The sequence below is a fragment of the Bradyrhizobium septentrionale genome, from assembly GCF_011516645.4.
Lineage (GTDB): Bacteria > Pseudomonadota > Alphaproteobacteria > Rhizobiales > Xanthobacteraceae > Bradyrhizobium > Bradyrhizobium septentrionale.
Genome location: NZ_CP088285.1, coordinates 3,171,113 through 3,190,877, shown reverse-complemented (window position 1 = coordinate 3,190,877; position 19,765 = coordinate 3,171,113). Strand labels below are relative to the sequence as shown.

Genomic DNA, 19,765 nt, shown 5'->3' with positions numbered 1-19,765 from the left:
ACTTCCTATCGCAAGCCCGGCGACTACAAATTCTCGCAGGTCTGGTACGAGCGCGCGCTGAAAGCCGATCCGAACCGTTTACTGACGTCAGTATTACGGCCTGTGGCAAATTGAGCAGGGCAACCGCGATCAAACGCACGAAAATGCAGAAAGGCCGGGCATCGCTGCCGGGCCTTTCTTTTTCTTTTGAACGCTGCACGGTTGGACTTAGAAATCCATACTACCCATGCCGCCCATGCCACCACCCGCAGGCATGCCGCCGCCTGCGTTCTTCTTCGGCACCTCGGCCACCATGGCTTCGGTGGTGATCAGCAGTGCCGCGACGGAGGCCGCGTTCTGGATCGCTACGCGAACCACCTTGGTCGGATCGATGATGCCTTTGGCGACCAGGTTGCCGTACTCGCCCGTCTGCGAGTCGAAGCCGTAGGCGTACTGGTCCTTCTCGAGAATCTTGCCGACAATGACGGAGCCGTCTTCACCCGCATTCATCGCGATCTGGCGGGCCGGATAGGAAAGTGCCTTGCGCACGATCTCGACGCCGGTCTTCTGGTCGTCGTTCTTGGCGCGAAGCCCCTTGAGGTGCTGGGAGGCACGGAGCAGGGCGACGCCGCCGCCCGGCACGATGCCTTCCTCGACGGCCGCGCGGGTCGCATGCATCGCGTCATCCACGCGATCCTTGCGCTCCCTCACCTCGACTTCAGTCGCGCCGCCGACGCGGATCACTGCGACGCCGCCCGCGAGCTTGGCCAGACGCTCCTGCAGCTTCTCGCGGTCGTAGTCCGAGGTGGTTTCCTCGATCTGCGCCTTGATCTGGGCAATGCGGGCCTCGATGTCGGCCTTCTTGCCGGCGCCGTTGACGATCGTGGTGTTTTCCTTGTCGATCATCACCTTCTTGGCGCGGCCAAGCATCTGCAGCGTGACGTTCTCGAGCTTGATGCCGAGATCTTCCGAGATCGCCTGGCCGCCGGTCAGGACCGCGATGTCCTGCAGCATGGCCTTGCGGCGATCGCCGAACCCCGGTGCCTTGACGGCCGCGACCTTCAACCCGCCACGCAGGCGGTTGACGACCAGGGTGGCGAGCGCCTCGCCTTCGACGTCTTCAGCGACGATGACCAGCGGCTTGCCGGTCTGCACCACGGCCTCGAGCAGCGGCAGCAACTCGTTCAGCGAGGACAGCTTCTTCTCGTAGACGAGAATGTAGACATCATCCATTTCAACGCGCATCTTGTCGGCGTTGGTGACGAAGTAGGGCGAGATGTAGCCGCGATCGAACTGCATGCCCTCGACCACCTCGAGTTCGGTCTCCAGCGACTTGGCTTCCTCAACCGTGATGACACCCTCGTTGCCGACCTTCTTCATGGCGTCGGAAAGGAACTTGCCGATTTCGGCGTCGCCGTTGGCAGAGATGGTGCCGACCTGGGCGATTTCCTCGTTCGAGGTGACCTTCTTGGAATTCTTGACGAGGTCGGCGACCACGGCTTCCACCGCCAGGTCGATACCGCGCTTCAGGTCCATCGGGTTCATGCCGGCGGCAACCGACTTGGCGCCTTCACGAACGATCGCAGCCGTGAGCACGGTTGCGGTGGTGGTGCCGTCGCCGGCTGCGTCTGCCGACTTGGAGGCGACTTCGCGCACCATCTGCGCGCCCATGTTCTCGAACTTGTCTTCAAGCTCGATTTCCTTGGCGACGGTGACGCCGTCCTTGGTGATGCGCGGTGCGCCGAACGACTTGTCGAGAACGACGTTGCGGCCCTTCGGACCGAGCGTCACCTTTACCGCGTTGTTGAGGATTTCGACGCCGCGCAGCATGCGGTCGCGGGCATCGACGCCGAATTTGACTTCTTTGGCTGACATAATGATCTCCGCTTTCAACTGGTCAGATCCCAAGACCGCGCGACTGGGCGCTCTTGAAGGATGAGATTTCAATTGCGGCCTCATCCTTCGAGAACCCGGCTGCGCCGAATCCTCAGGATAAGGAAAACTGGCTAGCGCTCAGGCGGCCTTCTTTTTGGCCGTGGGAAGGTCGGTGAGGACGCCCATGATGTCGCTTTCCTTCATGATCAACAGTTCCTGGCCATCGATCTTGATCTCGGTGCCCGACCATTTGCCGAACAGCACGCGGTCGCCGACCTTGAGGTCGATCGGAATCAACTTGCCCTTCGTCGCGGCCACCTGGGCCCACGGCGATGACTTCGCCCTGCGAGGGCTTTTCCTTGGCAGTGTCCGGGATGATGATGCCGCCTGCGGTCTTCCCTTCGGCGTCGATGCGTTTGACCACGACGCGGTCGTGGAGCGGACGGAATTTCATGCGATCCTCCTCGGCTTTTGTGATTATTTCTGGATTGGCAGTCGCAATGAGCGAGTGCTAGCCGCCCTCACATAAGCCTGCGACACCGGGGCACAAGGGCTGTGACACTGGGCGCAGGGACTACGACCAAGAATGCTAAACTTCAACTTGAGTTTCTTGACGAGGAAGGCCCGGGACGATGGCTACCAGGCAAAGTAGGAGAACCACTGTGCGCGTGGCCGTTCCCGCACCGCCCCTGACAATTGCTCTGCCGCGCAGCTTCTTGGTCTTGACCGAAACCCGCGTCTTTCCGGCCATGATGTCTTTGAGGACCTTGTTGATGTCGGTCTTGGTGAGATCCTTGACCCGCCGGGTCCCTATGAGCGGAATGATGTGACGCTCAATGCGGCCAGTGTCGGCGGTGATTGTCGACGGCTTCTTCGGTCGCCAGCCTTTTCCGAGGATGAGCCCGGCCTGGAGGTCAGCGAGATAGCGGACGCAGAGCTCCTTCACAGTGATCGCCTTGTGATCGAGCTGACGATCTTCAACGGGATCATCACCCCCAGCGACCCGACCAAGTTGCACCTTTGCCTCTCGGCGTGCAGTCTCTGGCGCCCAGGCTCCGTGAAGCCCAATTGTATAGCGACGCGAGCGACCTCTTATTCGATACAGGATGACGTAGCTTCGCTTGCCCGAAGTGAAGATGCGGAGTCCGAAGCCAGGCAGTTCGCCGTCCCAGATGACGTAGTCTTCTCCCGGGCCTCCGCCGCCTCGACAACCCTCTTCGTGATCTTGACCATGACATTCCTTCATTCCGGGCACGATCTCTCGCGTAAGCAGTGCGTAAGCACGCGGGAGAAAATCGGGGCGTGTTTTCGGATAGGAACGTCGCTTGTGTGTTTGAGAATATCCAGCTGCTTCAGTTGGATAGCGTAGCGTAGCGTGCCCTATCGCATTTTTCGGATGGGCACGTTATCTTGCTCCGAAGGCAAAGGTCACACGTTCGAATCGTGTCGGGTGCGCCAAACTGCCACCATTCAGAATGGCCGTGCGAGTTTTCCACCGTCGTGTAGCGCTACCTCGTGGCTTACGTCGAACGACTCGATCGCCTCCGGAATCGCCGTTTAGCGACGGATGACACAGAGCGCGTGGCGCTCATAGCACTCGATCGTCCGAGTCGGCCTGAGCGTTGCACGGGTCTGCACGCCGCTCCTTTCATCGGACGGTTCGGGTGAGCACGGCATTGCCGCGAACGCCTCGGTCGCGCAGCGTGCGCAGCACTTGATCGGTGTTCTCCCAATCCGATACCAGGCCGATCTCTGGATGAAGCCGTCCACTGGCGACGAACTGCACAAGCGTCTGCAAATCACGCCCGTCCAGCACATCGCTATCGGTATAGTGAAAGTGGCGGATCGTACCCGACGCTGGCCCCTCCCAAAACCGAAAGAAATCGATTGAGGGTGCTACCCGGCTCGCTTGGCCGAACCAGATCAGCGCGCCGCGTGGACGGAGTTTGACGAGGCCCGCTTGCAAAGATGTGCCCCCAACCGATTCCAGCACCACATCGAACGGCGCCTCAGCGTCGGCCACGTCATGCACGACATGTGCTGCACCGAGCTCTCTCAAGCGGGCCCCCCGCTCTGGAGAGCCGGTCACGACGGTTACTTCTGCGCCGCCCATTGCCGCGAGTTCGGTGAAGAAGTGCCCGACCCCGCCCGAAGCGCCAGTCATCAGAACGCGGCGGCTTGCCAACGGGCCCGTCACCCGTAGCAGCCGTAGCGCCGTCAGTCCCGCCAAAGGTAGAGCCGCCGCAACAACCTCGCTCACCGTGTCGGGCAGAGTCGCGATCTGAGCGGTCTTCACCGCCACCCGCTCGGCCCAGCCTGCCGACGACGGATGCGCTACGACCCGCTCGGCCACAGCTGGTCCAGAGCCGTCCGCCGCTGCGCGCAGCACCGTTCCGGCGATGTCCTTGCCCGGACGCCAGTCCTGAGATGGGCGCTCCAGCAGGAAGGTCTCGCCGCGATTGACGGAGAAGGCAGCCACTTCGACGACCGCCTCGTCAGGCGCCGTCTTCGGTTCGGGAACGTCCGCCAGCACTACCAGCCGCTGGGCATCCGTCGATGGGATGAAGGCTTTCATGATCTGCTCCATGTCACGAGGCCAATCGCCTCACGACAAAGAGTGGGATCCTTGGTATTCTTTGGAAAGAAGGCACTTGAAAGTGGTATAGGTTCCGAAAGGATACCAATGAACGTAGATTTCGATGTCATGATGGATGCCTGCCCGACGCGGCAGGTGCTCGGACGGATCGCCGACAAATGGACCATGCTGGTGGTGCTGGCGCTGGACGATGGAACGCTGCGCTTTTCTCAGCTCCGAGCCCGTATCCGAGGTGTCACGCAGAAGATGCTGACGCAAACGTTGCGCGGCCTGGAGCGCGACGGCATGGTCTCGCGCGAGGTTTATCCAACCGTGCCAGTAACGGTGGAATATACCCTGACCCCGCTGGGGCGCAGCCTCGGCGACGCCGTGACGGTCATCCGCAACTGGGCCTATGGCAACATGCTGCAGATTGAGGCGGCCCGCGAGCGCTACGATACGGCGCAGTCTTAGCGCCAAGCTCAGCACCAGCCCACGGGACGCGAGGTCGAGCGGCGGGATTGCGTATTGCGAATACGGCTTTGGGCCAAGTTGCCCTTGGGGTTTGGTGAGTTCTGGACATGAGGAAAAAGACCGGAGCATGGGCATGGACTCCGGGTGGTCCGCTTCGTTTCTGGATGCGTTTTTCGAGTCCGCCTGCGTCGAGCTTCCGATCTGGAAGGTGTGATCAGGGTCGAAGCGGACGGAACCCGCACTCCTTTGACGCAGGAGGGCGCATGGGACGCAACGTGGCGCCGGATCTCCGAATTACGGACCCGCGATCCGACCGGTCGCTATGAGTGCGGTCACAGCATTAATTTCGGGAAGTAGACCCAACTTGGGATCAACCCAATCACCCGATTCCTGAGCTATGAGCAACCGCTCTGGGCACATCTCGTCGCCCCTGGATGGATCAGCACGTTTGCTATCGACGAGGAAGCGGACGCTCTGGCGACATCGGGAGACTGCCGCGGTAGTGGGAAATCGCAGGCCATCGCAGTCTGGCCAATTGGAGTGCGTGGTAGGCTCCGGCATCATAGCGCAACGGCGAAGCAATAGTGCCCATCTTGATCGGCCGTGGTGCGCCATTTGCGTACAAAACCACGAACATTTCCGTTCTCAGCCTGTTTGCCGGCGACGGCAGCCAGGAGGATATCCTCGGCGCCTTCACCCTTCTCGCTGTGCAGGCGATGAAACGCCTCGCGCGCTGCCGAACGCCAGCCGCTCCGCCAGCACGGCGGCCTGGGTGCGCGATCCCACCCCGAGCTTGCGCAGGATGGTCGAGACATGGCCCTTGACGGTCTGCTCGGCGATGCCGATTTCGGCCGCGATCTGCTTGTTGAGCTTGCCTTCGACGATCATCGCCAGGATGCGCAGTTGCTGCGGCGACAGCGAGGCCGCGCGCGCCGCTAGCTCCACGTCCTCGCTCTGGATCGAGCCCCGGCCGCCGATGTTCGGCGGCATCCAGATTTCGCCGCCGAGGATGCGCGTGATGGCGTCCGCCATCGCCGGCAGGCCGAGCGATTTCGGGATATAGCCGGAGGCGCCATAGGCGATGGCGCGGCGGATCGTGGCCGCATCCTGCCGCGCCGAGATGATCGCAACCGGCACTGTCGGAAACTGTGCGAGCAGGACGAAGAGCGCCGCAAACCCCTGGATGCCCGGCATCGTCAGGTCGAGCAGGATCAGGTCGATCTCCTCGATGCGGCCGGGCACCGCCGCCAATACCTCGTCGAGCGACTGGCAGGGAATGATCTCGAGATCTGGAAGCACGGCCGACAGTGCGCTCTGCAGCGCGGCCTGCACCAGCGGATGGTCGTCGCCGATGACGATGCGTGTGGTCATGCCGGGTGACGGTCCTCATGGGTGGCGAGCCGGCGGGTCAAGGCCTCGCCGCTCAGGAAACGTCGCAGCGCAGCCGGCTTGACCGGCTTGAGCAGGATCTCGCAGCCGCGCGCCTTCGCCGCGCTGCGAACCTCCTCGCTGCGATCGCCGGTGATCAGCAGCGCGCGCACGTTGTACGCCGATGCGCGCCTGAGATCGTCAAGAAAATCGAGGCCGCTGCGGCCGCCGTCAAGGTGGTGGTCGAGCAGCACGACATCGGGCGGCCCGGCGGTTGCTGCCGCCATCGCCGCGGTCGGGTCTGTCGCGGTCACGACATGATGGCCCCAGCCCCCGAGCAGCGCCATGAGCCCCTGCAGGATCGTCGCATCGTTGTCGAGGCACAGGATCGTCAGCGGTTGCTCGGCCGGCAGCGGCGCAGCCGCAGCGCGCGCGCGGCGCAGCGTCGCACCGGGACCGGACGCCAGGGGTATGGTGACCGCAAAACAGGAACCGTGGCCGGGACGCGAGCGCACGTTGACCGTGTGTCCGAGCAGGCGCGAGATGCGGTCGACGATCGCAAGCCCGAGGCCGAGCCCCTTGTCGGCCGCGGGCACGAGCCGCTGGAACTCCTCGAATATCCGGTCGCGGTCCGCCTCGGCGATGCCGATACCGGTGTCCCAGACCTCGATCCGGAGCGCGCCGGCCTTGCGCCGGCATCCCAGCAGGATACGGCCCTTCGGCGTGTAGCGCACCGCGTTCGACAACAGATTCTGCAGGATTCTGCGCAGCAGATGCGGATCGCTCCGCACCACACAGGCGCAATCAACGACGTGCAAGGACAGGCCGCGCTCACGCGCCATGGCATCGAACTCGACGCTGAGCTGCGCCAGGAGATCGGCGATCGGTAAATCGACCGGCTCGGCGCGCACCGCACCGGAATCATAGGAGGAGATGTCGAGCAGCGTGTCGAGCATATGCTCGGTCGAGCGCAGCGCCGTGATCGCGCTGCCGGCCAGCGTCCGGTCCTTGTCGCCGGCGCTGGGCCGTACCCGCAAGCTTTCGTCAAGCGCCGACAGGAATAGCCGCGCCGCGTTCAGCGGCTGCAGCAGCTCATGGCTGGCGGCTGCGAGGAAGCGCGTCTTGCCGAGATTGGCGTGCTCGGCGTCCGCCTTGGCACGCTCCAGCGCTTCTGTCCGCTCACGCACGCGCAGCTCCAGATCCTCATTGGCCCGGCGCAGCGCCTCGGCGGCGCGATGCCGTTCGGTGACGTCGGTATAGGTCGAGACGTAGCCGCCGCCGGCGATGCGGTCATAGACGATTTCGAGCACGGTGCCGTCCGGGCGTTTGCGCTCGTAGACATAGGGCCACACTTGCGTCGCGACGTCGCGATTGACCAACAGCGCGGAGAACTCGGCCGCCGCGTATTCGCCGCGGTCGACGTTGAAGGCGATCAGATCGGCGAGCGGCAGGCCGACGCGCACGAGATCGCGCGGCAGATCGAGCAGCTCGATGAAGCGGCCGTTCCATGCCGAGATGTTGAAGTCGGCGTCGAAGGCGCAGATGCCCTGCGGCACGCTCTCCAGCGTGCTCTGCAGGAGGTGGCGGTTGAAGCGCAGCGCTTCGGAGGCCTCGTCCAGCATCGCCATCGCCGCGCGCCGCGACAGCGAATGGCCCTCGAGCGAGGCCGCGATCACCACGCGCGCCGACGCCGCGCCGATGGCGCCGGCGAGCAGGTTTTCCGTGAAGCGGATCGAATCGAGATCGACAAGGCCCGACGGGTCGAGCGCCGGCGCATGGCCGGCGCGGCGCGCGGCGAGATAGGCGTCGAAGGCGGCCACGCCGCGTTCGCTGCCGACAAAGCGGATCGCGAGCGCGCGCAGATCATCGAGCCGGACCAGGACGCGCGACGACAATGGCGGGGCGGTGCCACGCGCCGCGCCCTGCGTGAAAGCCGCAGCCTGATTGCGCTCGATGGTCGATTGCCGTCCGAGCAGCGAGAACAGCACGAAGCAGGCGATATTGACGCCGAGGCTCCACAGCGTGGCGTGCGAGATCGGATCGAGCCCCTCGAGACCGAACAGCGCGCCCGGCTTGAGCCATGGCAGCAATCCATCGCGCGCGATCGGCGCGAGCGCCGGCCATAACAGCCCGGCGGACGGCAGCAGCAGCGTATAGGCCCAGATCACGAAGCCGACCGCGATCCCGACCGAGGCGCCGGCCTTGTTGGCGCGCGGCCAGAACAGGCCGCCGATGAAGGCCGGCCCGAACTGCGCCACCGCCACGAACGACAACAGGCCGATCACCGTCAGCGGATAGCCGTGATTGACCAGACGGTGCATCAGATAGGCCAGCAGGAGGATGCCGACGATCGAGAACCGGCGGACCGCCATCAGCGTGCGCGACACCGACCAGTTCGCCGCGCGCCCGCCGAGGAAGCGCCAGCGCAACAGCAGCGGCATGATGACGTCGTTGCACAGCATCGTACTCAGCGCCACCGCGGTCATGATCACCATGCCGGTCGCGGCCGACAGCCCGCCCAGGAATGCGATCAGGCTGACGGTCTTGGCATCTGAGGCGATCGGCAACGAGATCACGTATGTGTCGGGATCCATCATGCCGCCGAACCGGGCCAGGCCCGTCGCGGCAATCGGCAGGATCAGCAAGCTGAACGCCGCAAGATAGAGCGGATAGAGCCACGCAGCGGTGCGGGTATGCGCGGGCTGTTCGTTCTCGACGATCGCGACATGGAACGCCTGCGGCAGGCACAGGAAGGCGATCGCCGAGATGATGATGGTCGCCGGCCAGAGCGGCTGGCCGATATCGAGCGACAGGACCTGCGCGAGCTCCGGATCGAGACGAACCTGCGACAGCAGCTCGCCCGGTCCGCCGGCGATGCCGAACAGTACGAACAGCGCCACGATCAGGAACGCGACCAGCTTGACCACGCTCTCGAACGCGATCGCCAACATCAATCCGCGATGATGCTCGCTGGCATGAACATGGCGGACGCCGAAGATGATCGCGAACAGCGCCATCGATGCGGCGACGCCAAAGGCGGAGTCCTGCCAGAACTGCAACGCCGCGCCGCCGGCCCGTTCCGGCTGCAGGATGAGATAGTCGAAACTCTTGCCGACCGCCTTCAGCTGGAGCGCGATATAGGGCAGCACGCCGAGCAGCGAGGCCAGGGTCACCAACGCGGCCAACGACTGGCTCTTGCCGTAGCGCGCGGCGATGAAATCGGCGATCGAGGTCACGTTCTGCGCCTTGGCGATCGCGATCACCTTGACGAGCAGCGGCTGGGCGAACAGCAGCACCAGCGTCGGGCCGAGATAGATGGTGACGAAGTCGAGCCCGCTGGTCGCGGCCCGGCCGACCGACCCGTAGAAGCTCCAGGAGGTGTTGTAGACCGCGAGCGTCAGGCAATAGCTGACCGCGGCCGTCCACGATGTCGGCGACACCAGCGGACCGTCGACGCTGCGCCGGTCGCCCCACCAGGCGATCAGGAACAGCGCGGTCACATAGGCCGCCGAGATTGCGAGAACGAACCAGCCCTGCAAGGACACCTCACGCACGAGATCGGCCCGCGACAGGTCGCGGGCCGCCGATACTAGAGCGTTTTCCAGCGAAGTGGACACCGGTTGGCGTGAACAAAGCGCGTCAAGACAAAAACCGAGGGCATCGACGGCCGGATTCGGGACCCGGCCGTCGATCGAGCCGTTGGCTTAGGCCGCTTCGCTGGCCGGGCGCGGCTGCGACAGCCCCCTGAGCGCCAGGTTGACCACGACCGCCACCACCACATTGGCCACGAGGGCGATGAGGCCGGTGTAGATGGCAACCTTGCCCGCGCCGAAGTCGATGCTGTGCAGCGGCTTCAGACCGTCCGACCAGGCGAGCAACGAACCGCCGACCAGACCGACCGCCCAGCCGACCAGCAGCGACGTGCTCGAGAACCAGTTCAGGTAGAGCCCGAACACCAGCGCCGGTAACGTCTGCAGGATCCAGAGACCGCCGAGCAGCTGCAGGTCGAGCGCGAACTGCGTCGGCATCAACAGGATCGCGAGCAGCGCGCCGACCTTCACCAGCATCGAGGTGATCTTGGCGACCTTGGCCTCGCCAGCCGGCGTGACGGCCGGGTTGATCCAGACCTTCCAGAAATTGCGCGTGAACAAATTGGCGGCGCCGATGCTCATCACCGCCGCCGGCACCAGCGCGCCGATCGCGATCGCGGAGAAGGCAAAGCCCGCGAACCAGCCCGGGAACAGGATCTTGAACAACGCCGGCACGACGTCATTGTTGCTGGCGAGCTTCAGTCCGGCCGCGTGGCCCATATAGCCGAGCAGCGCCAGCAGGCCGAGCAGCAGCGTGTAGGCCGGCAGCAGCACCGCGTTCTTGCGGATGGTGTTGCCCCCCGATGACGCGAAAATGCCGGTCAGCGTATGCGGATACATGAAGGCCGCGAGCGCCGAACCCAGCGCCAGCGAAGCATAGGGGACCACCTGCGCCGGTGCCAGCAGGATGCCGCCGGAGCCTTTGGCCTTGAAGGCAGCGTCCGCCGCGGTGAAGATCTCGCCATAGCCGCCGAGCTTCGACGGCACGATCGCGATTGCGGCGATCACCACGATATAGATCATGATGTCCTTGACGAAGGCGATCAGCGCCGGTGCGCGCAGGCCCGACGAATAGGTGTAGAGCGCGAGCACCAGGAAGGCGAGCACGAGCGGAATCTCGCCGTGCAGGCCGAGCGCCTTGATCGCGACCTCCATGCCGATCAGCTGCAGCGCGATGTAGGGCATCGTCGCCAGCACGCCGGTGGCGGCCACGGCAAGCTCGAGGCTGCGCGAATTGTAGCGGCCACGCACCACGTCGCCGGCGGTAACGTAACCCTTGTCCTTCGCGACTTTCCACAACACCGGCATCACCGCGAACACGAAGGGATAGACGATGATGGTGTAGGGCAAGGCAAAGAAGCCATAGGCGCCCACCGCATAGACCAGCGCCGGAACGGCGATCACGGTATAGGCGGTGTAGAAATCGCCACCGACCAGGAACCAGGTGATCCAGGTCCCGAACTTGCGGCCACCGAGGCCCCATTCGTCGAGGTGGGCGAGCGTCTCCGGCTTGCGCCAGCGCGAGGCGACGAAGCCCATGCCGGTGACGAGCACGAACAAGGCGATGAAAACGGCGAGCGCCGCGCTGTCGACATCATTCAACATTGCGCACGCTCCTGTAGACGATCCAGGTGAGGAGCGAGGTCAGCGGCACCCAGGCAAGCTGATACCAATAGAAGAACGGGAAACCGAACAGCATCGGCTCTTTGATGTTGTAGAAGGGCACGATCATCAACCCGATGAACGGCAGCAGCAATAGCAGGCGTATCAAGCTCTCCTCCCCTGTCGTGAGAATGATGCGCGCTTCGCTGCGCGCGACTTGCGCACGCTATAGCGCCGATGGTGCTGTTTTCTGCCCCCTACATTCGCTCTGCGGCACCCCCATACTTTCGTATCGTCGGGCAGAAGTTCGTCGCCCCTCGCGCGAGGACGAGCGGAGGTTGTGCCGGCTGCAGGATAGCGAAGCTTTAAAGCCCCATCGCACTTTGGCGTACAGCAGCCTAGCTTGCTCCGAAGGCAAAGGTCACACGTTCGAATCGTGTCGGGTGCGCCAAGTGGCACTCCAGAACCCACCGTTTGCGCTTTCAACGGCGATGGGTGCGGCGGTAGCCGCCAGACGCCGTCCCCATGCGTCAGTGAGCCGGGCCGGCGAGGTTTTCAAAAAGGCTCGATGCTCGCCTCTGAGCCGACGACGCCTCGACGATCAGTCGAGGCGTCGCGCGCGAATGACATGCGGTCCGGCTTCGCCCATTGCGTCGCCCTTTGGAGCACCAAGATAGCGAACAGCGATGGCGGCGAGACCAAGGTCCTCCAGTTCCTGAAAGCCTCGTTCATGCAGATCCTTCGACAACTCCGATGGGTCGAAATAGCTCAGCCAGGGTTCTCCGATGGCGGCCGTACGCGCGGCTACGGCAGCCACGTTTGCGCGGCGCTCGGGGGAATAATTTTCGAGGGGCTCGGAGTAATCGAACACGACCTCCGACCTCGGCACGCTCGCGATGAACTGAAGTATCGCGGAGATGGCGTCACGCCGCAGATAAGGCACGACTCCAAGCCAGAGGAAGAATGCGGGCTGGGCCGGTTGAAATCCGGCGGCAATCAACCCTTCGGCAAGGCTCTGACGCTCGAAATCGACTGGGGCAAATGTCAGTGACGCAGGTGTGGCAAGGCCCGCTTCGGCGATGCGTTCGCGTTTCCACGCTTGCGTCGTTGGATGATCGACTTCGAATACGCGCAACCCCAGCGAAGCGTGCGGATTTCGTAGTGAAAATGTATCGAGCCCCGCTCCCAAAATTGCGACCTGACGGACTCCACGCGAAACAGCGGCATCCAGACAATCCTCGGCAAAACGGCTGCGAGCAGCCATGAATATTCTCATCTGCCGTTGTGCGGGATCAACCGAAACGGCATCGATAAGGACACCGGCCTCCTGACCAAGAAGAGAGCGGGCAAAAGTATCCTTGAAGATCCCGGCGCCGTCCAGAGTCTGGTGCGCGGCTCGCTGGATTGCCGCCCCTAGAGCCGTACGGCTGGGCTGTCCATTCTGCATGCAAGTCCTTCCCTGAGGTCGCTTCCGCGCGATTGCGATCAAGCGCTCTATAGGGCATAATCCTTACACTGTAAAGATTGAGGACCCAGGAGCGCGATCATGCCGGCAAGGCCGAAGAAACGCCCCAAGAGCTACCACCATGGCGATCTGCGCAATGCGCTTCTCAAAGCGGCGCGAGAAGTTCTCGAAGAACGCGGTCCATCCTTCGTGGGTTTGCGCGAGATATCTCGACGAGTCGGCGTCTCCGCGCCTTCCGCCTACCATCACTTTCCCAGTCGCGATGCGATCGCGCTTGGCTTGGCGGAGCAAGGCGCGAGGGAAATGGCCGAATGCCTTGCGGTCAGCTCGCGCGACGAGAGGGGCACCCTGGCTCCTTACGGTGAAGCCTACGTCGCGTTCGTGCGCGCTAATCCCGCGCTCTATCGATTGATGTTTGGCGAAGGTTTTCCCGCAGTTTCGCAGTACAGTCAGGCGATGCGCGACCTTCGGAAGCGCTCCTACGACATCATGAAATCCAATCTGGAGAAGAAGCTGTCTGACGCAGAACTGCCGGCTGCGGGGCTATTTCTCTGGGCGCTTGTGCATGGTCTCGGGTTGTTGCTCATTGATGGCCAAGTCGTGCCAGGCAAAGACCGTAAAGACATCGTTCATCGGGTTCTCCAGCTTGCCGGGACCGGCCTCGGCGACGCTCGGGCGTGAGGGTTTTGCTCGAGTCCCGAGGAGGTAGATCGGCAACGAGCGACTGCGCCGGCCGCCAGCCGGGGTGTCGAGTTACTGGGCAGGGGCGTCCGGCGATGGGGCGGTTTCGCTGCCAGGGTTTGGCGGCCTATACCGCCGGGCGCCCGTTTCGGTCCGGCTGCGGAGTGCCGCCAGCTTCGACATTGCGCCAATCCGAGCGCGCGTCTTCCGCGCTTTCGAAGATGTGCGCGGCGACGCCGCGCCTTTCCAGCGCTTCGCCGAGCTTGATGCGCAGGAAGCCCGACGTGGTGTAACGGGAAACGCCGGAATAAAAACGATCGGTCAAGCCTTGCACCATCGCCGAATATTCGTCGAGCAATTCGGGAACGATCGAGAAGTTGTCGTAGTTGACGATCGCATAGACGCGGCGATCGAGGCCGCCGAGCCTGGCTTCGACGGCGTGCGCGATCGCATCGATGTCGCTCCTGCTGCGCAGCGCGAAGCGTTCCAGGTTGACGAAGAACAGGTTCTGCTGCGGGTCCAGCGTGAAGCGCCGGTCGAGCGGAATCGTCAGCAGATCGCTGCGCAAATCCATCGGGCCGTCGCGGAAAATCCGCGCGTCCATCAGCGGCGGATCGCGCGGAATCAGCGGCCTGAATTCCATCAGGCGGAGGATGTCGCGCTCGATATCGATGCCGGGCGCGACCTCGATCAGCTCGAGCCCCCCTTCGGTCAGCGCAAGCACGCAGCGCTCGGTGACATAGTGCACGGTCTGCCCGCGTTTGGCGGCGAAGGCTCCGCTGAAGGTCACATGTTCGACTGTCTCGACGAATTTGCGGGCTTTGGCTTCCTCAGTGATAACCAGCCTGCCGTCGGTTACGCCAATGCGCTGGCGTCCCGCGCCGAACGTGCCGACGAAAATCACCTTCTTGGCATTCTGGCTGATGTTGATGAAGCCGCCGGCACCGGCGAGCTTGGGACCAAATTTGCTGACATTGAGATCGCCGGCGCGATCGACCTGGGCGAGACCCAGGAACGCGGCGTCGAGGCCGCCGCCATCGTAGAAATCGAACTGATAGGGCTGGTCGATCACCGCCTGCGTGTTGATGGCGGCGCCGAAATCGATCCCGCTCGCCGGCACGCCGCCGATCACGCCGGGCTCGGCCGTCAGCGTGATCAGGTCGATCACCCGCTCCTCGTTGGCAACCGAGGCGATGCCTTCGGGCATGCCGATGCCGAGATTGACGACACTGTTGGCCTTGAGCTCGAACGCCGCCCGGCGCGCGATGATCTTGCGCTCGCTCATCGGCATCGGCGGCAGCGAGCCGGCGTGCAGCCTGATCTCGCCGCTATAGGCCGGGTTGTAATGCGTGCCAAAGGTCTGCCAGTGGTTTTCCGGTTTGGCTACCACGACGCAGTCGACGAGGACACCGGGGATCTTCACCTGGCGCGGGTTGAGGCTGCCGCTTTCGGCGACGCGCTCGACCTGAGCGATGACAATGCCGCCGGAATTATGCGCCGCCATGGCGATCGCCAGCGCTTCCAGCGTCAACGCTTCCTTCTCCATCGTGAGGTTGCCGTCGGCGTCGCCGGTGGTGGCACGGATAATCCCGACGTCGATGGGAAAGGTTTTGTAAAACAGGCACTCCTCGCCGCCGAGCGTGACCAGCTCGACCAGATCCTCGATGGTGCGGGCGTTGAGCTTGCCACCGCCCTGGCGCGGATCGACGAAGGTACCGATGCCGACGCGCGAGATATGGCCCGGACGACGCGCAGCGATGTCGCGGAACAGATGGGTGATGACGCCTTGCGGCAGATTATAGGCCTCGATCTGATTTGCGATCGCAAGCTGCTGTAATTTGGGCGCAAGCCCCCAGTGGCCACCGATCACGCGCCTCACCAGGCCCTCGTGTGCGAAATGGTTGAGGCCGCGGTGCTTGCCGTCTCCCTGACCGGCCGCATAGACCAGCGTGAGGTTGCGAGGCTTGCCTTGCGCGTAGGGAGCGTCAGTTTCGTTGGCGAGATAGAGCTCCTCGAGCGCGAGGGCGATCTCTTCGGCAAAGCCGATGCCGACAAAGCCGCCGGTCGCGACCGTGTCGCCATCGCGGATCAACCGCACCGCTTCGGCGGCTGTGACGATCTTGCCCTTCTCCGTCGTGCGCAGATAGGACAGGGCCGGATGCTGGCTCACGTCATTCCTCCCGATTAAGCGTAGATCCTGGAGCCCCGTTCCGAATTCAATCGGAAGGAGCTCTAGACCAACCCGGTGACGTAATAGACCGCGATCACGAAGAACACCGCCAGCGTCTTCAGGCAGGTCACCGCAAAGATATCCTTGTAGGACTGCTGGTGCGTCAGCCCGGTCACCGCGAGCAGGGTAATGACGGCGCCGTTGTGCGGCAGGGTGTCCATGCCGCCGCTCGCCATCGACGCGACGCGGTGAAGCACCTCGGGCGGGATGTGCGCCGCCTCCGCCATGGCGATGAAATCCTTTGCCATGGCGGCGAGCGCAATCGACATGCCGCCCGAGGCCGAGCCGGTGATGCCGGCGAGCGAGGTGACGGTGATGGCTTCGTTGACGAGCGGATTGGGGATCGCCTTCAGCGCATCCTTGATGACGATGAAGCCGGGAAGCGCCGCGATCACGCCGCCGAAGCCATATTCGGACGCGGTGTTCATCGCCGCCAGCAGCGCACCGCCGACCGCGGCCTTGCTGCCTTCGGCGAAGGTCTTTCTCAATTTTTGGAACGCGAATGCGAACACCGTGAGAATGCCCGCGATCAGTGCGCCCTCCACCGCCCAAATCGCCTTGATGCTGGCGATCGGCGTCGCAATCGAATGGTCGAGCGCGAGCGTCAGATCGTAGCTCGCGCCATAGACACGCTCGATCAGGCCGCCGAACACGCCGGGAAAGCCACCGAGCAGCAGGTTGACCGCAAACACCACGATCAGCGGCAGAAAGGCGACCAACGCCGGCGCCAGTTCCTTGGTATCGACCGGTGGCGGCTCGTTGCTGTGCCCCTCACCATAGCCCTCGCCGGCAATCACCGCCTGGCGTCGGCGCCATTCGAGATAGAGCAGGCCGAACACGAAGATGAAGATCGCACCGATCGTGCCGAGGATCGGCGCCGCCCCGTTGGTGGTCTTGAAATAGGTGGTCGGAATGATGTTCTGGATTTGCGGGCTGAACGGCAGCGAATCCATCGTGAACGAAAAGGCGCCGAGCGCGATCGTGCCGGGAATCAGACGCTTTGGAATGTTGCCGGCCCGGAACATCTCGGCGGCGAAGGGATAGGCGGCGAACACCACGACGAACAGGGAGACCCCGCCATAGGTGAGCACCGCGCAGACCAGCACGATCGCCAGCATCGCGCGCTGGCTGCCGACAAGGCCGATCACCGCCGCCACGATCGATTTGGAGAAGCCGGAGAGCTCGATCACCTTGCCGAACACCGCGCCCAGCAGGAACACCGGGAAATACAGCTTCGCGAAGCCAACCATCTTGTCCATGAAGAGACCGGTGAAAGCGGCCGGCACCGCGCTGGGGTCGGTCAGCAGTACCGCGCCCATTGCTGCGACCGGCGCGAACAGGATGACGCTGAAGCCGCGATAGGCGACGAACATCAGGAAAACGAGCGCGGCCAGTGCGACCAGAAAGCTCATCTGTTTCTCTCCCGGGGTGTTGTTCTTTTCGGACTCTTCTTGCGCATTCGAGATGCGTCATCCCGCGAGCAGAGCAAGCTCCAGGCCAGATGCCTCGCGATGGTGCAAAATGCTTGAAATTCCGGCAATTCGACCGGCAGCCGGGAGATTAGGGCTGGGAGTTGCCTGTCAACTTTCCGAGACTCGCGACAGTTTCAGTCTCGATCGTCAGACAGGCGAGGAGTCCGATGCGGCCAGTCCGAACTTGGCGAGCTTCTTGTAGAACGTCGCCCGCGAGATACGCAGCATCCGGGCCGCTTCCGCAATCTGCCCGTTGGCGGCCGCGAGCGCGCCTTCGAGCGTCCGCTTCTCGAATGCAGCCTCGGCCTGGGCATAGGGGACGACGGCACCCGCCGCCTGCGGCGCGACGCCCCTGCCCTCGGCGCCAACCGACAGGATGCGGGCGAAATCGTCGCCGGCGAGGCGGCCCGAGTCACTGAGAATAAGCGCGCGCTCCAGCACATTGCGCAGTTCACGGACGTTTCCGGGCCAGTCATAGCAGGCGAGCGCGGCGAGGCCCGACGGCGTGATCTTGGCGTTGAGGTAATCACCGGAACGGACAATATCCTCCAACAGCCTTGCGCAGATCTCCGGAAGATCACCGGCGCAATCGCGCAACGGCGGCAGCGCGATCGTCAGCACGTTGAGGCGGTAGAACAGGTCGGCCCGGAAGGTGCCTTCGTTGACACGCTTCTGCAGGTCGACGTTGGTCGCAGCGATGACGCGGACGTCGACTTTCGTGACCTTGTCGGAGCCAACCGGCTCGATTTCCCGCTCCTGCAACACCCGCAGCAGCTTGCTCTGCAGTTGCAGCGGCATTTCACCGATCTCGTCGAGGAACAGCGTGCCGCTATCGGCGCTCCTGAACTTGCCGTCACGACCTTTGCGGTCGGCGCCGGTATAGGCCCCCGGCACTGTCCCGAAGAACTCGGACTCGATCAGCGTATCCGGGATAGCGGCGACATTGACGCTGACGAAAGGCTTTTCGGCGCGCCCCGAAGCGTTGTGGATGGCCTGCGCCAGCAGCTCCTTGCCGGTTCCGGTTTCTCCGGTCAGCAGAACCGTCACATTTTGGCGGGCCGCCCGGCGGGCGAGTTCCTTGGCGCGCCCGATACGCTCGGTCTTGCCGACATAATCATCGAAGGTGAACCGCGCGCTGCGCGGTTGCGACAATTGCCGCTTCGCCAGCCTGAGGTCGCTTTCGAGTTGGCCCATCCGCGCAATCAGCGGCTTCAAATTGTCGAGACGGTCCAACAGCACGAAGCCGATCGCGCCGATGACGTTCCTGTTCTCGTCCTCGATCGGCATGCGCGTCACCACAAGCTGCTCGCCGCCGAGCTCCATGATATCCAGAAGGATCGGCTCGCCGGTGTCGGCCACGCGGCGCATCAGACTGTTCGGGATGATCTCCTCGATGGGGCGTCCGATCGCCTCGGAAACGTGTCCAAGGCGAAGCGAGTGAAGATATTTTTCATTGACGTAAACGACGCGCCCGTCGCGATCGATCGCGATGGCGCCTTCGCAGAGATCATCCAGGCGCTCAAACAGCGTTTCCATGGCGCGTGCGCGGATGGTCGCGGGATCGCTGACGATGGGCTGGCGATCGGACATCGGTTGCGAATGGCCCTTCAACAATGAACGAACGCGGATGGTGACCCATGCGTCCCGTCCCACGCTCCACTTGTCTCCAGAAGGGGCTGGACCTGCGAAGCTGACTGGTTTGCGGCAAATCTAGCAGGAGATTGCATGACTTCACATCAGCGCGGGACAAAACTTCGCGGCCGGCGCAGCGCCGCAGCTGCATCGTCCGTACGATAATAGTATCGCAATTTCAATGATATAGATGTTCGATATTCTGTTCGGAGCGGCGCGCCATTCAAATTGGTGATTTGGTCAGCAACGCGCGCGAAACGCGCCGTCAGGCCAACTCATCGGCAGCGTCACCGATGCCGGCGTAGATCACTTCAAGGTCCGCCTCGGTGACGCAGTAGGGCGGCATCACGTAGATCGTATTACCGAGCGGCTGGCCGATGCGAGCCGGCGGAAGCCCCTCAGCTTCGGCTCAGCAGTTGCCAGGTCGACGTGGCATGCGCGATCGGCTCGCCGGCCGCGGTGGAGGCCTGGGACTGCACGAAGAAAGTCTTCCGGCCCCTCTTCAGGAAACTCGCATGACAGGTCACGCGCCCTTCGCGGACAGCGCCGAGATACTGCACCTTCATCTCGAGCGTGGTGCCGGGACCCGCGACGTGGTTGACGAGATGCCCCATCGAGATGTCGAGCGCTGTTGCGAGAACCCCGCCATGCAGCGTCCCTTGCGGGTTGAACAGCGGCCTCTCGACGTCGAAGGACACGATGCACGTCTCGCCCTGATAGGCGATCTCCAAGCCGAAGAAGCGGGACAGGAAGAACGACCCGAATTCCTGCCGCTCATCCTCGACGGCGCGACGCAACATCTGCTCGGCGATATCTCTCATG

At 63.5% G+C, this 19,765-nt stretch carries 13 protein-coding genes, 1 tRNA gene and 4 pseudogenes; 5 read left to right on the top strand and 13 right to left on the bottom strand.

The annotated features are described in order from the left end of the window. Window positions 1–3 precede the first annotated feature (3 nt). Window positions 4–190, top strand: a pseudogene (locus HAP48_RS50750) (tetratricopeptide repeat protein); the annotation flags it as partial. A gap of 17 nt (window positions 191–207) precedes the next feature. Here the strand turns inward: HAP48_RS50750 and groL are convergent. From groL to HAP48_RS16870, 3 genes and pseudogenes are all read right to left on the bottom strand, one after another. After that, window positions 208–1,854: a chaperonin GroEL gene (gene groL / locus HAP48_RS16880; protein ID WP_166212433.1), complete on the bottom strand. Its 1,647-nt coding sequence runs from the start codon at window positions 1,852–1,854 to the stop codon at window positions 208–210. Between the two features lie 138 nt (window positions 1,855–1,992). Continuing rightward, window positions 1,993–2,308: pseudogene (locus HAP48_RS16875) on the bottom strand (co-chaperone GroES). A 195-nt stretch (window positions 2,309–2,503) separates the two neighbouring features. Beyond that, window positions 2,504–3,087 (bottom strand): annotated as a pseudogene (locus HAP48_RS16870) (integrase arm-type DNA-binding domain-containing protein); the annotation flags it as partial. 132 nt (window positions 3,088–3,219) lie between these two features. On the opposite strand from HAP48_RS16870, the pseudogene HAP48_RS16865 reads away from it, so the two are divergent. Continuing rightward, window positions 3,220–3,312: pseudogene (locus HAP48_RS16865) on the top strand. 190 nt (window positions 3,313–3,502) lie between these two features. On the opposite strand, the gene HAP48_RS16860 reads toward HAP48_RS16865, so the two are convergent. Then, complete coding sequence (locus HAP48_RS16860) at window positions 3,503–4,429, bottom strand: zinc-binding dehydrogenase (protein WP_166212436.1); 927 nt, start codon at window positions 4,427–4,429, stop codon at window positions 3,503–3,505. Between the two features lie 108 nt (window positions 4,430–4,537). Here HAP48_RS16860 and HAP48_RS16855 point away from each other — a divergent pair, with 108 nt between their 5' ends. Then, window positions 4,538–4,903, top strand: coding sequence for a winged helix-turn-helix transcriptional regulator (locus HAP48_RS16855; RefSeq protein WP_166212439.1), 366 nt, complete (start codon window positions 4,538–4,540; stop codon window positions 4,901–4,903). 693 nt (window positions 4,904–5,596) lie between these two features. On the opposite strand, the gene HAP48_RS16850 is transcribed toward HAP48_RS16855, so the two are convergent. The 4 genes from HAP48_RS16850 to HAP48_RS16835 all read right to left on the bottom strand — a co-directional run bounded on the left by HAP48_RS16850 (window position 5,597) and on the right by HAP48_RS16835 (window position 11,632). Further along, window positions 5,597–6,274: a response regulator transcription factor gene (locus tag HAP48_RS16850; protein ID WP_035976470.1), complete on the bottom strand. Its 678-nt coding sequence runs from the start codon at window positions 6,272–6,274 to the stop codon at window positions 5,597–5,599. Beyond that, window positions 6,271–9,825: a hybrid sensor histidine kinase/response regulator gene (locus HAP48_RS16845; RefSeq protein ID WP_420869872.1), complete on the bottom strand. Its 3,555-nt coding sequence runs from the start codon at window positions 9,823–9,825 to the stop codon at window positions 6,271–6,273. The genes HAP48_RS16850 and HAP48_RS16845 overlap by 4 nt, the downstream gene beginning before the upstream one ends. Before the next feature lie 150 nt (window positions 9,826–9,975). Then, entirely contained in the window at window positions 9,976–11,466 is a 1,491-nt protein-coding gene (gene mctP, locus HAP48_RS16840) for a monocarboxylate uptake permease MctP (protein WP_166212441.1), read from the bottom strand. Beyond that, window positions 11,456–11,632 carry a DUF3311 domain-containing protein gene (locus HAP48_RS16835; protein ID WP_029079464.1) on the bottom strand — a complete coding sequence of 59 codons (177 nt, stop codon included), beginning with the start codon at window positions 11,630–11,632 and terminating at the stop codon, window positions 11,456–11,458. The genes mctP and HAP48_RS16835 overlap by 11 nt, the downstream gene beginning before the upstream one ends. A gap of 209 nt (window positions 11,633–11,841) precedes the next feature. Here HAP48_RS16835 and HAP48_RS16830 point away from each other — a divergent pair. After that, a tRNA-Ser gene (locus tag HAP48_RS16830) sits at window positions 11,842–11,914 on the top strand. A 150-nt stretch (window positions 11,915–12,064) separates the two neighbouring features. Here the strand turns inward: HAP48_RS16830 and HAP48_RS16825 are convergent. Continuing rightward, complete coding sequence (locus HAP48_RS16825; protein ID WP_166212443.1) at window positions 12,065–12,910, bottom strand: class I SAM-dependent methyltransferase; 846 nt, start codon at window positions 12,908–12,910, stop codon at window positions 12,065–12,067. Between the two features lie 99 nt (window positions 12,911–13,009). On the opposite strand from HAP48_RS16825, the gene HAP48_RS16820 reads away from it, so the two are divergent. Continuing rightward, window positions 13,010–13,609, top strand: a complete 600-nt coding sequence (locus tag HAP48_RS16820; RefSeq protein ID WP_166212445.1) for a TetR/AcrR family transcriptional regulator — start codon at window positions 13,010–13,012, stop codon at window positions 13,607–13,609. Window positions 13,610–13,736: 127 nt separating this feature from the next. On the opposite strand, the gene HAP48_RS16815 is transcribed toward HAP48_RS16820, so the two are convergent. The 4 genes from HAP48_RS16815 to HAP48_RS16800 form a co-directional block, all read right to left on the bottom strand. Then, window positions 13,737–15,779, bottom strand: coding sequence for an acyl CoA:acetate/3-ketoacid CoA transferase (locus HAP48_RS16815; protein WP_166212447.1), 2,043 nt, complete (start codon window positions 15,777–15,779; stop codon window positions 13,737–13,739). A 62-nt stretch (window positions 15,780–15,841) separates the two neighbouring features. After that, the gene (locus HAP48_RS16810; protein ID WP_166212449.1) at window positions 15,842–17,251 is read right to left on the bottom strand and encodes a GntP family permease; all 1,410 of its coding nucleotides are present in this window, start codon (window positions 17,249–17,251) and stop codon (window positions 15,842–15,844) included. 207 nt (window positions 17,252–17,458) lie between these two features. Then, a complete protein-coding gene (locus HAP48_RS16805; RefSeq protein WP_275949208.1) occupies window positions 17,459–18,964 on the bottom strand; it encodes a sigma-54 interaction domain-containing protein in 1,506 nt (501 codons plus the stop codon). A gap of 377 nt (window positions 18,965–19,341) precedes the next feature. Beyond that, window positions 19,342–19,764, bottom strand: a complete 423-nt coding sequence (locus HAP48_RS16800; RefSeq protein ID WP_166212451.1) for a PaaI family thioesterase — start codon at window positions 19,762–19,764, stop codon at window positions 19,342–19,344. Window position 19,765: the final 1 nt, after the last annotated feature.

Excerpts from the sequence above, each read along its gene's own strand:
- groL (WP_166212433.1), bottom strand. The coding sequence starts at position 1,854 with ATGTCAGCCAAAGAAGTCAAATTCGGCGTCGATGCCCGCGACCGCATG.
- HAP48_RS16860 (WP_166212436.1), bottom strand. The coding sequence starts at position 4,429 with ATGAAAGCCTTCATCCCATCGACGGATGCCCAGCGGCTGGTAGTGCTG.
- HAP48_RS16855 (WP_166212439.1), top strand. The coding sequence starts at position 4,538 with ATGAACGTAGATTTCGATGTCATGATGGATGCCTGCCCGACGCGGCAG.
- HAP48_RS16850 (WP_035976470.1), bottom strand. The coding sequence starts at position 6,274 with ATGACCACACGCATCGTCATCGGCGACGACCATCCGCTGGTGCAGGCC.
- mctP (WP_166212441.1), bottom strand. The coding sequence starts at position 11,466 with ATGTTGAATGATGTCGACAGCGCGGCGCTCGCCGTTTTCATCGCCTTG.
- HAP48_RS16825 (WP_166212443.1), bottom strand. The coding sequence starts at position 12,910 with ATGCAGAATGGACAGCCCAGCCGTACGGCTCTAGGGGCGGCAATCCAG.
- HAP48_RS16820 (WP_166212445.1), top strand. The coding sequence starts at position 13,010 with ATGCCGGCAAGGCCGAAGAAACGCCCCAAGAGCTACCACCATGGCGAT.
- HAP48_RS16810 (WP_166212449.1), bottom strand. The coding sequence starts at position 17,251 with ATGAGCTTTCTGGTCGCACTGGCCGCGCTCGTTTTCCTGATGTTCGTC.
- HAP48_RS16800 (WP_166212451.1), bottom strand. The coding sequence starts at position 19,764 with ATGAGAGATATCGCCGAGCAGATGTTGCGTCGCGCCGTCGAGGATGAG.